This is a genomic window from Acidimicrobiia bacterium (assembly GCA_018057765.1).
In the GTDB taxonomy this organism is placed as follows: Bacteria; Actinomycetota; Acidimicrobiia; order IMCC26256; family JAGPDB01; genus JAGPDB01.
In genome coordinates, this window is the sequence record JAGPDB010000022.1 from 17925 (window position 1) to 32042 (window position 14118).

Sequence of the window (14118 nt, forward strand, 5' to 3'; positions counted from 1 at the left end):
GAGATGATACTTATATATTAACTATAGAGGCAAAAAAATGAGATATTTCGATTTCGAAGATGCATTCCGTCATGTATATCCACGTGTAACTCGTACCCTTATGGTTATTAGTGGCGATAAAGAAATGTCTTCGAGAATTGCCCAGGAGGCATTAGGACAAGCATACGCTCACTGGAAAAAATTTCAAAAACAAGACTCACCTTTAAACTGGGTACGTTGCATTGCAGTTAATAAGCTAAGAGATGAAATGAATAATAAGGAAGTAGTGTCAAAAATAGATTTAACAACTATTTTGGATTTAACTACTTACGAAACATTAGAAAAAGCAATTCGAACTCCGTACGCGATTGATTTCGTACGTGCAGTAAGTAATTTAGATACTAGTGAAAGATTTGTAGCTACACTCTCTTTCATCGACGATTATTCGCCAAGCGAAATTGCAATGACACTTAACAGAAAAGAAGAAGAAGTACTAGAAGATATAAGTAACGCAAGAAAATCTATAAGAAATAATATGTCACATACGAGTTAAGGAAAATTTTGGATACTGCGAATAATACTGAACATGTTATAACTGACTTCTCTTCGCTAGAAGATGAGTCATTAACTTTATTAGGCTTAGACGTTGATCAAGCTCTAAAAAATTCAATAGCTATCGGGCAAACAATTAAAAAGCGAACTGTGCTATATGAAAGCATTTTTGCTTTCATAATACTTGTATTAGTTATTGGGCTATCTACATATTTGACTATTCAGGCTCGAGGTAATGATGCTAAAACTAAATCTATAAACTCTGCGATTAAAGTAAAAACTAAAACTGAACCTAAAACCGCGGCTCCAATAGCTACACCCACGATACAAGAAACACCAAACACGCAAGCAGTTATTGAACCTTTTGTTTATCCAAGTAACGAGGTTGGAAATATTAGTATATGTAATGCTCCATCGACACAGAATCCGGGTAGCAACGGAGTGGATATTGGTACATCTGTTAATGCTGAAAATTATGTACCTAAATTAAGTGGCAATAATTTTAATATTCCTTCAACGCCTGGATTGGTAAATGTTGTTGATAGTAATGCCCCTGGGGGACAATACGTAGTATTTAATAAAGGTAGCTTTCAAAATGATAGTTATAGGAAGCAATCATCAAGTGGTTTAACATATTGTGATTCAGCAAAACGTGTCGATGTCACTATCTCTGGCTCTGGCTATATAGTACAAACCGAAACTTATTGATTTTTAATCCCATACATATAAATTCTGTTGTTCTCTATATTAAACTATTAATTCTTGACGCGCCCTCGTAGCTCAGGGGATAGAGCATCGGTTTCCTAAACCGTGTGTCGCAAGTTCGAATCTTGCCGGGGGCACAATTTCTCTTATCCGCTTTGGTCGTCAAAAATAAAGTGATTACGGATTTATCTTAAAATAATTCGATACTTGAATTGCAACTTTTATTGCTGTCTCTTTATCTTGAGCATTAATTAAAACTTCATTCAAATCAGCACCGAACAAGTTTAGGCTGATTGTAAAACCTGAGCTTTTAGATGATTTAGAAACTCCATTCGCACCATTTTCCAAAACCACATTTTCGCCTACCTCACCTATAGCGATATCAACTGTTCTCGCGGAAGAAAAAGTAGCATTTGAAAACTGGAAGCTAATTTCGTCACCTTCGCCATCAGTATATGTGCATTTAGCTCCAAGTGAATTCGAAAATATATAGATTGGTTTAGGTTCTACTGTCATTGCTAGTAATTTTTTCGCTTCAGCTTTTGGCACTATTGAACAAAAAGTAATTTCTGTCCATTTTGTTTTAATGCTTGGAGCGTCTAAATATGTTGCACCTGTTATAAAATTATTTTCTGACGGCGCCACAGGGGCAGCACTTGAAACTATTTTTGTTGTGGTTGGGATTGTTGCAATAGTAGTGGTTGTTGTTTGCTCTGCTTTTGGTATTAAATTTCTTCTTTCTCGCAAAGAAGTTTTACTTTTGGTTGTTGACCCAGAATTTAAACTTACTAATAAAAAAACAATTATAATGATCGCACTTGTAACAGCAACAATCATAATTTTTTGATTTTTAGACATATTAATTTCCACACAATTAGTTTAGTTTGTATAAAATCAATATTGATTGAAAAACAACCTTGTAATACTGTAATTGGTGAATTTTCAGGCTAATCTATAGCACAATGAGTGATAAAATAATAGTGTATACAGATGGTGCTTGTAGCGGAAATCCTGGCCCGGGAGGCTGGGCATGGGCTGTAGACAAAGAAGTATACGGTAGTGGCTGCGAGAATCCAAGTACGAATCAACGCATGGAGGTATTAGCTGCACATATGGCTGTTCGTGAATTTGCCGATGCTACTGATGCTATAGAGATTGTAAGTGACTCAACGTATGTCGTTAAATGTTTTACTGATTCATGGCATGTAGGTTGGACCAAAAGAAATTGGAAAAATTCTGCTGGTAAACCTGTTGCTAACCAAGATTTATGGAAACCATTTATAGAGGATGTGCTCACGCATGGAAATGTTAAATTTACATGGGTCAAAGGACATTCTGGCCATGTAATGAATGATTTTGTAGATATACTTGCAGTTAATGCTTGCTCAACTAACTGCTAAATTTAAACGGCGACCTGTATTAATACGGCCTGTCTATCTAAGCACAAATAGCCTCTTCCTGGTGGGAAGATTTGTCCAGGCAGTGCTTTAATTTTTACACCTAAAATATCTCCATCATTCATTGGATCTGGGTTTAACAATAAACCGCTCTTTGGCTTTTTAATATCAGCCAACCAGCCAGAATATGCTCTTGTAAATGCTGAAGTGTCTCCAGCCGCCACGACATGCAAACTTTGCTTTAGTTCTCGAATCATAATTTCCATTGTTGAAGCAAAAGTTCCATCACTTAGATCTTCACAATCATCAATAAAAAAGTACATATCTGGAATTGGGTTTTCGCCCATTTCTTCTATGCCTTCTATTATTTCTTGTAACTGATCCTCACAAGCTTGTATACCAACCGCAACATTGTTAATACCTTCAATAGTTGAAATAAAGTTTGGTCGAGGTGTAAATATAAACGAATAGCTTCCATCGTTTTTAGAACTTAAGCTTCGAATTATTGATGCCATTGCAATAGATTTACCGGTATTTCTAGGGCCAGTAATCAAAAAGTGTCCTCTATCGAAATCTACAGAGGCTGCAAGTAAACCATCTTCTGAAACCAAAACACCAAGTGAAACATGCTTATCGCGTATATCTTGCGGCAAAGAAGAAAGCGCTATTGCTTCGGGCAATGGTGTTGCTTTAACTATTACTTCACCATATATAGACGTTAAATATTTGGCTATCTTGTGAATTTGTGCGACTTGCGCTCCACCATCAGAATTTTGTGAAACTATTGGTATTTGTAGTTCAAGAGTATTTTTATATATCGCTCGACCTGGAGAAAGTTTTATTTCTTTAGCTATCTTGCTTGGTACACCTAAGGAAGACAGCTCATCGGGATCTGACATTTTTAATACAAGTTTTGTTTCAACAAGTCCAGCCATGTTAAATGGTATCGCGCCTCGTCTATCAGCAGTAATGATCGTGTGAATACCTAGTGGTCGACCATCGCCTACTATTCTTTGTATTAAATCTATCCATGCGCCATATTCAACTTTGTCAAAGGCTGAGTTAAAACCTGCAAATGAATCCAGTAGAATTACGATGCGTGGTAAATCTCCACAAGTGGTATCACCATTATTTCTAAGTCGTGTTCTATATTCTCCTAATGTTGAAACACCATTCGTTCGTAATATTTCTTTTCGAGTTTCTATCTCTCTAGTAATTCGATTTAAAAAGTGGCCTACACCTTCGGCATCACGGGTACCTAAAACTGCTATGGTGTGCGGCAATTCTTTAAGCGAATCGAGACCACCACTAGCACAGTCAATTCCATAAATAACTAGTTCACTAGGGCTAGAACTTACAGCTAATGACATTGCAATCGAACGTAGTGCTGTAGTTTTTCCAGAACTTGATGTTCCATAAATATACATATTTCCATCATTTTCAAAATCATGAGAGATAATTTTTTGTTCTTGTAATGCTGGCAAGTCAAGTTGCCCTAAAATAAAACTTCTACCTTTATCATTTTCATTAAGCAGAGACATATCTCCAATATCTGCAAGAGTCAAAACTTTCGGTAAAGTTTCTTTCCATGGCTGACGTGGCTTTGGAAGCTTTAGTTGGAATGCAGCTTGTGATACAACATTACACAAATAACTTAAGTCAGTTGTTGCAAGTGTGTCATCAGTATTTTTATCTGAAACAAAAACTTCAATTTCATCGTTATTATTATCAATATCTAATATACCAAGTAAAGTAAAAGGCTCGACTACTAGTGGTATTCTTTGATTCAATATCTCATTACCATTTTCTTCGTCTGAACCTTCGTTTGATGCGTCAACACTGCGTGATGCAAGCTCAATAGTAAAGTCTCCTCCATATCCAGATTGAAAAGCTGTTAAGTCACTTGGCCCCATTCGAACAAATGCTCTACCTGGAATTGACCTAGGTATACGTGCTGCTTCATCTGTACCAATAACATCAGTAGAATCACTAGAATCAGCAATGCGTAAGGCAATACGTAAGTTGGTGTTAGCACGAATATTGTCATTTACGACTCCTGCTGGTCGCTGAGTAGCAAGTATTAAATGCAGTCCTAGGGATCGTCCACGTTGAGCAATATCAACAACGCCTTCTACGAAATCAGGTACTTCACGAGCTAAGGCTGCAAACTCATCAATAACAATTATTAATGATGGTGGACAAACATCAGGAAATCTTTTTTCAAAAACTATTAGATCTTTACAAGAATATTCTCGCAATAATGCTTCACGTCTTTTTAATTCTGCATTTAAGGAAACCAATACACGTTGTGCTAAATATTCATCCAAGTCTGTTACCATACCGACAGAATGAGGTATCTGGCTGCACTCAGCAAATGCAGTCCCACCTTTATAGTCAACGAAAAGAAAATTAACTTTTTGTGGTGAATACGCAGAAGCAATTGAAGCTACGAAAGTTTGTAGCAACTCGCTCTTACCTGAACCAGTGGTACCCGCGATCAATCCATGTGGGCCATCAAGTCGTAAATCTATTTTCATCAAACCATCAATTGTCACACCTAATACAGCTTGGAGTGAGTCTGGAGAATTTTGCCATCTTTCTATAATTGCTTCTGGTGTTGGTTTTTGAAGGTCTAAAATGTCAAGCAATCGTACCGTTTTTGGAAGACTACCGCCTCCACCACCAGATACCGATGCTGTAACATCACGCTTTGGTGCAAGTAATTGTGCAACGTAGTCTAATTTTTTAGAAACTATGGATTCTTTTGAGAATACAGTTGGCGATTGTCCTGTACCTGGAAACGCAATTGTAACATCGTTACCACTTAGTTGAGGTTCGCCAACATCGATAATGGCTTTACATTCACCTGGCAAGTCTCTAAATTGAGTGGCTAAGAATATCGTATAAACATTAACAGCTGGTCCAGTTTTTAAAATTGCATCAATACTTGTTCTATCACGCACTACGTTTTCGTCTACTACAAAAACAACACTTGGTAATTTTGGTGTATTGTTATTAAAATTATTTTGTGCATTAGCGATTCTTGAATCAATTAATGCTCTAATTTTTTGAAAAAGTATATTAGATTTTTCTTCACCAAATGCTATTGTTGGCTCGTCTATTTCTGCACCACCGAAACGTACATGAGGCACCCATTTCATGTATTCAAAACTATTAGTAAGATTAGTTGGCAAAGCGGCACAAAGAGAAACGTCCCTATGTGAATGAAGTGAGATAGTTTGCAATATCAACCATTGCAATACATCGAGAGAATTTTTTCTTTCACCAACAACACCTATTGCGCCATGGCTTGGCAGTGAAACAACTAATGGAGATAAATGTATTGGATCGCTTCTTCTAAGTTTTTTTTCGCCGAAATCACGCAAATCTTCACTTCCGCCATTCTCAATTTGCGCACTTACAAGAGCTACCTGGTCGCCAACACCAACACGATACGATAAAAAATCAATATCATCTCTTCGTCGATCCCAAATATCATGTCGTGAATCTACAATGCGAGATATACAATCAGATGCATCGGGCCATACCACTCGTCTAATAGCAAGTTCTTCCCTACGACCTTGTCGCAGTCCTATCTCTGCCTTTTCTATATCTTCAATATATTTAGCTTTTGCAATTTTGAATTCTTTTTTTCCGTTTCTCTTATTCTCTACAGCACTACCAATCATCATCATTGGCGAGAAGAATGCCATACCCAAAAACATTATATTGTGTAAAAAAACTGCCATTGCTACACCTGCAAGCATTGGCAACATGATCATGATCGGTGAAATTCGAGATTTTGTTGCTGGTCTTGGTGGCGCTTCTATGTGAATTATTTTTTCTGTTGGCGGTTGCATATCGCGAGGAGGCCTATTTATGCCAACGATTCCGCGTTTAGAAATTGGCAAAGAGTTCTCTATTGCTTTACGTCGTATATGAAATTGTATACCCGCAGAGACAATCATTGCATGCTCGTCGATCTGTGTTCTATTAGTTAATTTACGAACTTCTACATAAGTATCACCATATATCGGTTCTATATATATTGTGCCATCTACTTCAACTAGAAATGCACTTGCATCATTTGGAAGTATTCCATCAAAATGTCGATTTGTGTCAATATCTAGCGAACTAGGTTTTGAACCTTTCTTCTTTTTCGGCTTTACATCAAATTCCCCAAAATTAGCACGCATTTCTACATCCTGTGCTGTTGTTCTTACTTTCCCGTCATAATCAATAATTACTAAAGTTGTTTTGTGTAATAATATTTGTTCTCCATTTTGTTTACCCGAAACAATACAAAGATCAAATGTGGATAACCTAGCGTTATTTTGTGAAAGTCTATGCGCTTTATTTTTTTCTGCTACATCTCCTATTGTTGCACTATTTGATTCTTTGTCACCTGGTATTGAGTTACGACCCAATACGACTATCTCGCCAATTTTTAATCCTGCATTTTCAACTTCTAAATCGGGGCTAAGCCATAAGTCTCTACTAGGTATGTATAAACTCATTTGAGTAGACAGCGAACTAGGTACTCCTGTTGCTTTCGCTAAAGCTTCAATTACATCCGATATTGGGCGTGTACCATCAACTTTTATATCAACATCAACGGCTTGAGAAGATGGGGGTTGTACTGTTAAGTTGAGTTCCATTAAATATTGCCTTTTTTCTCAGGGCCTGATTTTGTTTGCCACCATAGAGTAAGCGCACTCATCTCTTTGTTTTCGAACAAAGCCTCACCTATTGATTTCTTTTCTTCATCTGTCCAAACAATAACAGGTAGTGGTGTTGACACACATGTAAACTTGCCGTATCCTCCAGGACTATTTGCATCTCCAGGTGTTGCTCTAGCATCCCAAATTCCAGTTTCATTTGGATTCTTCGTACAAGGTAAACTACCATCAGTATTGTCTATCTTTTTTCCACCTGCATTAGCTAAGTTAGTTAACAATGTTTGTGCTGTTCCTTCATAAGAAGATGCTAGGTCATCTACATTCACAAAATTCCCATACCAAAGATCAGTAGGATTTCCATCAGTTGGAACTGGATTTGGATATGGGCAATGAAGAGTAGACGCTGAAAGTGGCCATCGTTTCGCATTCGATCCAAGTGTACAGTTTTGCTGTTCTTGAGATAGTGTTGCCATAAAGTCTCTATCAACATCGGTTACTTGACGTATTTCATTTGGATCAGAATTCGAAGTTGGTGTTGAGCTTCTTATTTGCGTTATTGATGTTGTAGTAGGCGGTGCTTTTGTATCAGATGAGAAAAATGATGAAATTAATTTGAACGCCCCGAATAATAATATGATGGAAAGAAATACGCCAGCAGCAATTATTAACATTGGTACTGGATTGTTATTTTTATCGTACTGTTCGACCGCACTCTCTTTTGGAGCAACAATATTTATTGTTTGCGCTTCTTGTGATTGCAATGCTTCTTCAATAAAAGCTGTACAAGAATTTGGTCGTTCGATTGCCTGTGTTGACAAAGCTTTTATTACTAAACCGCTTAGTGTTGGAGATAAACTTGAATTCAAAAGTTGTAAATCCCTAATTGGTGAATTGTCTCTCCATACTTGGAATTGACCGGAGTCATTTGTATAAGGTCCATGCGGCAGATATCCACTTATCGCTTCATATATAACCGCTGCAAGTGAATATATATCAGATCTATTTGATATAGGCAAACCTGATCGAAATTCAGGTGCACTATATGGTCCTGCCCCAGTAATTGTTGCTGAAGTTGAGCTTAATGATGGTTCTAAATAATCGCTAAGTAGAAACATTTCTTGATTAGTTTCGGCTTTGATCAGAATATTTGATGGTTTAATATTTCCGTGAATTATATTTCTTTGATGTATTGTGTCTAACATTTTTCCAACGGGTATTAACAAATTAAGCAACCAATTAACTTCGAGAGGTGCATGCATTCTAATAACTTCTTTTAAGTTCGATTCACATACGGGCGACATAACATAGAATGGGCGAGGACCTTCTACTATCTCTTCAATGCGTATAGAAGTGAACTCACTTAACGATTGATTATAACGTGCGTTAGTTAGAAAACGTTGTACTAGTTCAGGATCTTGAGATGCTCCTAGGTTTAATAGTTTTATAGCAAATATAGAATTATCTTTTTCTACTTTTAAAACATCGCTTATAAATGAGCTTCCAATAGTACCAAGAATTTTGACATCGCTACTAAACACATTCGCAATGTGTGCTTGTGTAGAATTCTGCGCATTCTGCGCGTCAAAATTACTAGTCGTCATTATTGATATCCTTATTATCTATTATTCAAAGATCTTCGTCCGATATAACGCCTTCTTTGAGTATATATTTTCCAAAATACCCTATATTTATGCGGTTTTTTGGAAGGTTTGTCATAGTTTACGTACATAAATTGTCTTCTGCACATAATCTGCACATTTCAACTAAACAATATTTGAAAAATAAACCTAGAATATAAGTTATGAAACGTCAAATATTGATAGTTGAGGATGAGTTTGATATCGCATCAGCTCTACGTGCTCGACTCCAAAAAGAGGGTTTCAAAGTATTATTAGCCGATAATGGGCCAGATGGACTTGACCTCGCTACAGAAGAAGCATTCGATTTGATAATACTTGATGTTATGCTACCTGGATTTAATGGTATCGAATTCACAAATATACTTAGAAAAAATTCTAAAACTCCAATATTGATGTTGAGTGCGAAAGATGAAGAGAGCGATATTATTGCTGGTCTTAAAATTGGGGCAGATGATTACGTAACAAAACCATTTTCAATTCGTGAAGTTGTTGCAAGAGTAGAAAATCTGTTGAAACGATCTGAAGATAACTTGCCAGAAACTCAAAATAAAACTCTCATTGATAGTGATATTCAAATAGGCAACATAAAAATTGAAACAAAAACTAGAAAAGTATTTATTGATAAAAAATATGTATATCTAACACCCAATGAATTTCAATTACTTTATACATTATGTTCTCAACCATCCATAGTGTTAACACGAGATACACTGTGCAATGTATTCGATAGTAAAGTTGAACCACGAACTATTGATAGCCATATACGAAGCTTGAGAAAAAAGATAGGTATCGATTTAATACGCACTGCTCATGGAATTGGATACGCATTTGAGCCTATTATTAATACACCAAAAGCAATCCAAGAATTTAAGAGGGTATCATGAAAAATGACCCTATAAAAGAGCACCTAACAGAGTTGTCTCAAACTGTCAGCCACATTGTATCTAATCCACTACGACCCCTCAGTGCTTTTCGTTCAATAAAAATGAAAATCGGCATCTTGGTTTTAGGGGCAGTATCTACAACTGTTTTTGTCTATTGGTTAGGACTTAGATTTGGTCACGCATGGCCATCAATATCTGGAGCGGTTGCAGCTATTGTGGCATTAATTCTGACTAGGTTCTTTGCTCAAGGTTTAACCACACCGCTTCGTGAAATGTCAAATGTCTCTAAAGAAATCGCAAAAGGCAATTACGATGTTGAAGTAAAAATTGATTCATTAGATGAAATAGGTTCGCTCGCACAAACTTTTAATAAGATGGCAAATGAGCTGAAAAAAACAGAAAATCTTCGTAGAGAAATAATTGCTAATGCAAGCCATGAACTTAAGACACCTCTAACTGCTTTACAAGCTCAGTTAGAAAACTTGGTTGATCAAGTCGAGGAGCCTAGTGTTGATAAAATGCAGATACTGCTTAACCAAACTGAACATCTAAGTGCTCTGGTAAAAGATCTTCTGGACTTATCAAAATTAGAATCTGGTGTGATACCCATGGATCACACCATCCTAAAAATAGAATTAATTTTAAAAAATGTTAAACAGGTTACTTTACAAGCTAATAGAGATGCAGAAATTTCAATAACAGAAAATGATGTTGAAATAGTCGGTGACTATCACAGATTACTTCAAGTCTTTACAAATATTTTTGCAAATTCAATAAAGCATTCAGGACCTAGTTGTAAAATTGATTGCTCTATAAACAATCTAAGTGAATCAATAGAAATCAATATCGATGACAATGGACCTGGTATCAGTGAGAACAAAAAAGATCTAGTTTTTGAAAGATTCTATAGAGTTGATTCATCAAGAAATTCAAAGGATGGTGGTTCAGGCATTGGACTAGCAATAGCAAAGCAAATCATCACAATGCATAATGGAGATATTTCTATTTCGAATTCCCCTAGTGGTGGTACAAGAGTTAGAATAGAACTTCTAAAAAACCAAGATTTTATAAACCACAACGAAGTAAGTGAAAGCTTGCAGTTAGGTTTAACAACAAGCTCGAAACATAATATTTTTGATTCGAATCAAAAGAACCCACCCAAGGAGAAAACTATATGGAACTCAATTCAATCGACGACGTAATCAAAAGATTATCGAAAGGCGAGATCGTAATCGTAGTTGATGACGAAGACCGAGAGAACGAAGGTGACTTCGTAATGGTTGCTGAATACGTAAGCGATAAATCAGTAAACTTTATGATTACTCATGGTAGAGGCTTAGTTTGTATGCCTATGAGCAATGAAGAAGCAGATCGATTAGACATTCAACCTATGCTGACCGGCGATAAGGTAACTGTTGATACACCTTTTTGTATTCCTATAGACCATGTACAAGGAACCACTGGTATCTCAGCTCAAGACCGTGCATTAACTGTTCTTAGCTGTACTAAAGAAGGAACTGTCTCAAGTGACTTTCATCGCCCTGGCCATATTTTTCCTCTTCGCGCACGTGAAGGTGGCGTAATGACTCGTCGGGGACATACTGAAGCAAGCGTAGATTTTGCAAAACTTGCTGGGTCTAAAGCAATTGGTATGCTTTGTGAAATATTAAAAGAAGATGGCTCTCCTGCGCGTATGGATGATTTAGAGCTTTTAGCTGTTGAACATGATCTAGCTTTTACATCAATAGAATTGCTTGCACAGTATATTGAAAATAACTCAAATAATGTTGATGGATTAGATATTGACTTAAAAGAATTAGATTCAATAAACGAATTAGCAACTGCAGCTATAGAAGCATAACCACATTGTCAGAAAAAGCGTATTTGGTTAGAAAAGGCCAGAAGAAAGAAACTTCATTAATTGAAATTGAAGAATTTTTATCCAAATACCAAATACACGTATTAGATATTGGTGCTGGAGATGCTAAAGGTTCATTACGCTATGCTCGATCTCATAGAGACGTTGGCATAATAGCTTTAGATCTGTCATGGGATGCATTTGACAAATCATCAAAGAGCGCTGCTAGAAAATATGAGCGTGGAGGTGCAGAAAATATAGCATTTTTATGCGCAAATGCATTCGGTATTTCTCGATATATAAATAACAATATAGATCTGATGAGAATATATCTACCATGGGGAAATCTACTTGAAGGATTGGCTGAGAATAACGAAAAACTTATAACTTCCCTTGCCGCTACATTAAAAGATGGTGCAGAATATGAGATTGTTATAAATAGTGAAATTTGGCGAGAAAATCTCCCGAAGCATTTAGCCCATTTAGGTGAGATTACTCCGGATTTTTTTGTAACAAATAATAGTGTTCTAGAAAATTTTGGTTTTGCATTAAAAGAAACACGCTATTTGACTAACGATGAGATCAAAGAACTAGATACAACATGGAGTGCTCGTTTGATGAGCTCTCGCACGCGAGCAAATTTTGTTATGGCCAAAGCCGTTTACAAGAAAATTGATTAGTACTCTCATTATAAACATACTTAAATCTATCGTGTAATCTACTCTCAAATCCCTGCATAAATTCGTATTCGTATGCTTCAATCATGAATCCACCCCAAAAAGGTGGCCGTTGTATTTTATCTCCAAATTGTGATTCAAATTTTTCATAAGAATCTAGTAGTTCTTGTCTTGATGATAATTCTTCATCTTGTCTAGAAGTCCACGCTCCGATTTGTGACCCATGTGGTCGTGAAGCAAAATATTCATCACTTTGCTCAGCACTGCATTTTTTTGCTTGACCTATAATTCTAATTTGTCGAAAAACATCTGGCCAATAAAATGTTAAAGATACATCTTTGGTTTTTTCTATTTCTTTTGACTTTGCACTATTGTAATTTGTGTAGATATAAAATATTCCTTTTTCTTTCTCACCTTTTTCGAATCCTCGTAATGCTACGGTCCTAGCATTTACTCTTTTCCCGTCATAAGTTGAAAGTATTAATGCATCTGGTTCTTTCACATTCTTTTTTATTGCATCATTAAACCAATCTTCAAAATGATCTGCTGGAGATTGTTTTATGAAGTCATCGCCCAAAGGAATTGTAGGATACTTCCTTGGTGTAATATTTGTGTCTTTTGGTAGTACCATGATGCTATTTTAGTCTGTTTTAATGCTATCTAATGCCCTGTTATAGCCCAAAGCTTTAATAGGTTATAAACATATTATTTCACTATCGCTTATTATTAGAATCTAATATTTTTAAACATCTTGCTCTATTGAATCGTTGAATTAAGGCGAATGGCAAGTTTAAAATTATACATACCCCAAACATAAAAGTAGCGAGCCACCAGGGGTTATAAAGATAATATACAGGGCAAATAAGTGGCGCAACTATATGTACTAGTTCTGCACGGCGTGTTTCTATAATGAAAGCATGTACACCTTCTTTTGTTTTCATTGAGAGCTGTTTCTTTGAAACACCTCCATCAAATGTAGCTCCTGCTTCAGGAAGCTTATCCTTCCATTTTCTAATTTTTAAATATTTTTCTAAACGCTTTTGAGTTTTTTCATTTGTTGGAAAAATATCGTATTTCAATATACCCTTTGGAAGTTGAGTAGATATATAGCCTACCAAAATACCGAAAGGAACCCATATAAAAATGTCGATGAATACTAGCATTACATTATTCTTCATTGATCATCCATATTCATTTTGCGTCCCGCCCATGTAGTTTGTAATCTAAATATCTTTGAAATAACACTTATTGAAAATACTATTATAAAAAATGATAATGATAATGGGTAGGCTATTGCCACAAGAAAATAATTTCCAATTTGATTTGCCACGCGTATCAAAAGTAATAGCGAGATAAAAAATAAACCCAACAGTATGTATAATTTTACTTTGTCGGTCTCCTTATAAATTTCAATTGGAATTGAAATTATCGATCCATAAAATAGAACAATAATCAAGCTTGGTAAAAAGGGTGCATATCTAAAACCGGAAGAAATGTTTCTTTTCCATCCTAAGAATAAGATGGAGAAATTTTCAAACATGCGATAACTTATTAAGCCATCACCAAGGTATCTAGTTATACTAACTTTTTGTGTTTTCATCACAATACTTAGGGCGACGTCTTCAATAATTGAATTTTTAACTTTAGTATTTATAAATCCATTTGTAGTTTCATAAATTTGTCTCCTCATAGCAATACATGGCCCATATAACCCGAAACCAAATGGAATTGTTGAAACCACTCCAGT

Annotated in this window: 13 protein-coding genes and 1 tRNA gene; 8 read left to right on the top strand and 6 right to left on the bottom strand. The window is 36.0% G+C overall.

Going from position 1 to position 14118, the window contains the following annotated elements; all coding sequences use genetic code 11:
- The first annotated feature begins 37 nt into the window (after window positions 1-37).
- From KBF89_07390 to KBF89_07400, 3 genes are all read left to right on the top strand, one after another.
- Entirely contained in the window at window positions 38-532 is a 495-nt protein-coding gene (locus KBF89_07390) for a sigma-70 family RNA polymerase sigma factor (protein MBP9116148.1), read from the top strand.
- 8 nt (window positions 533-540) lie between these two features.
- Entirely contained in the window at window positions 541-1239 is a 699-nt protein-coding gene (locus KBF89_07395) for a hypothetical protein (GenBank protein MBP9116149.1), read from the top strand.
- Window positions 1240-1300: 61 nt separating this feature from the next.
- Window positions 1301-1373, top strand: a tRNA-Arg gene (locus tag KBF89_07400).
- 40 nt (window positions 1374-1413) lie between these two features.
- On the opposite strand, the gene KBF89_07405 is transcribed toward KBF89_07400, so the two are convergent.
- Window positions 1414-2106: a hypothetical protein gene (locus tag KBF89_07405; protein ID MBP9116150.1), complete on the bottom strand. Its 693-nt coding sequence runs from the start codon at window positions 2104-2106 to the stop codon at window positions 1414-1416.
- Window positions 2107-2198: 92 nt separating this feature from the next.
- Between KBF89_07405 and KBF89_07410 the strand changes: the two genes are divergently transcribed.
- The gene (locus tag KBF89_07410) at window positions 2199-2636 is read left to right on the top strand and encodes a ribonuclease HI (protein MBP9116151.1); all 438 of its coding nucleotides are present in this window, start codon (window positions 2199-2201) and stop codon (window positions 2634-2636) included.
- A gap of 2 nt (window positions 2637-2638) precedes the next feature.
- Here the strand turns inward: KBF89_07410 and KBF89_07415 are convergent, their stop codons facing one another.
- Entirely contained in the window at window positions 2639-7291 is a 4653-nt protein-coding gene (locus tag KBF89_07415) for a hypothetical protein (GenBank protein MBP9116152.1), read from the bottom strand.
- On the bottom strand, window positions 7291-8913 hold the full coding sequence (locus tag KBF89_07420; protein MBP9116153.1) for a serine/threonine protein kinase: 1623 nt from the start codon (window positions 8911-8913) through the stop codon (window positions 7291-7293). Before KBF89_07420 ends, KBF89_07415 begins: the two co-directional genes overlap by 1 nt.
- Before the next feature lie 200 nt (window positions 8914-9113).
- On the opposite strand from KBF89_07420, the gene KBF89_07425 reads away from it, so the two are divergent.
- Genes KBF89_07425 through KBF89_07440 form a run of 4 tightly spaced genes read left to right on the top strand, consistent with a single transcriptional unit; the run spans window position 9114 to window position 12374 of the window.
- Window positions 9114-9836 carry a response regulator transcription factor gene (locus KBF89_07425; GenBank protein ID MBP9116154.1) on the top strand — a complete coding sequence of 241 codons (723 nt, stop codon included), beginning with the start codon at window positions 9114-9116 and terminating at the stop codon, window positions 9834-9836.
- Window positions 9833-11038, top strand: coding sequence for a HAMP domain-containing protein (locus KBF89_07430; protein ID MBP9116155.1), 1206 nt, complete (start codon window positions 9833-9835; stop codon window positions 11036-11038). Before KBF89_07425 ends, KBF89_07430 begins: the two co-directional genes overlap by 4 nt.
- The gene (gene ribB, locus KBF89_07435; GenBank protein MBP9116156.1) at window positions 11011-11697 is read left to right on the top strand and encodes a 3,4-dihydroxy-2-butanone-4-phosphate synthase; all 687 of its coding nucleotides are present in this window, start codon (window positions 11011-11013) and stop codon (window positions 11695-11697) included. Before KBF89_07430 ends, ribB begins: the two co-directional genes overlap by 28 nt.
- 5 nt (window positions 11698-11702) lie before the next feature.
- On the top strand, window positions 11703-12374 hold the full coding sequence (locus KBF89_07440) for a class I SAM-dependent methyltransferase (GenBank protein ID MBP9116157.1): 672 nt from the start codon (window positions 11703-11705) through the stop codon (window positions 12372-12374).
- On the opposite strand, the gene pdxH is transcribed toward KBF89_07440, so the two are convergent.
- From pdxH to KBF89_07455, 3 genes are all read right to left on the bottom strand, one after another.
- A complete protein-coding gene (gene pdxH / locus KBF89_07445; protein MBP9116158.1) occupies window positions 12340-13002 on the bottom strand; it encodes a pyridoxamine 5'-phosphate oxidase in 663 nt (220 codons plus the stop codon). The genes KBF89_07440 and pdxH overlap by 35 nt on opposite strands.
- An 82-nt stretch (window positions 13003-13084) precedes the next feature.
- The gene (locus KBF89_07450; GenBank protein ID MBP9116159.1) at window positions 13085-13549 is read right to left on the bottom strand and encodes a hypothetical protein; all 465 of its coding nucleotides are present in this window, start codon (window positions 13547-13549) and stop codon (window positions 13085-13087) included.
- Window positions 13546-14118: hypothetical protein (locus tag KBF89_07455; GenBank protein ID MBP9116160.1), on the bottom strand; the 573-nt coding region annotated here is incomplete at its 5' end. The genes KBF89_07455 and KBF89_07450, both read right to left, overlap by 4 nt.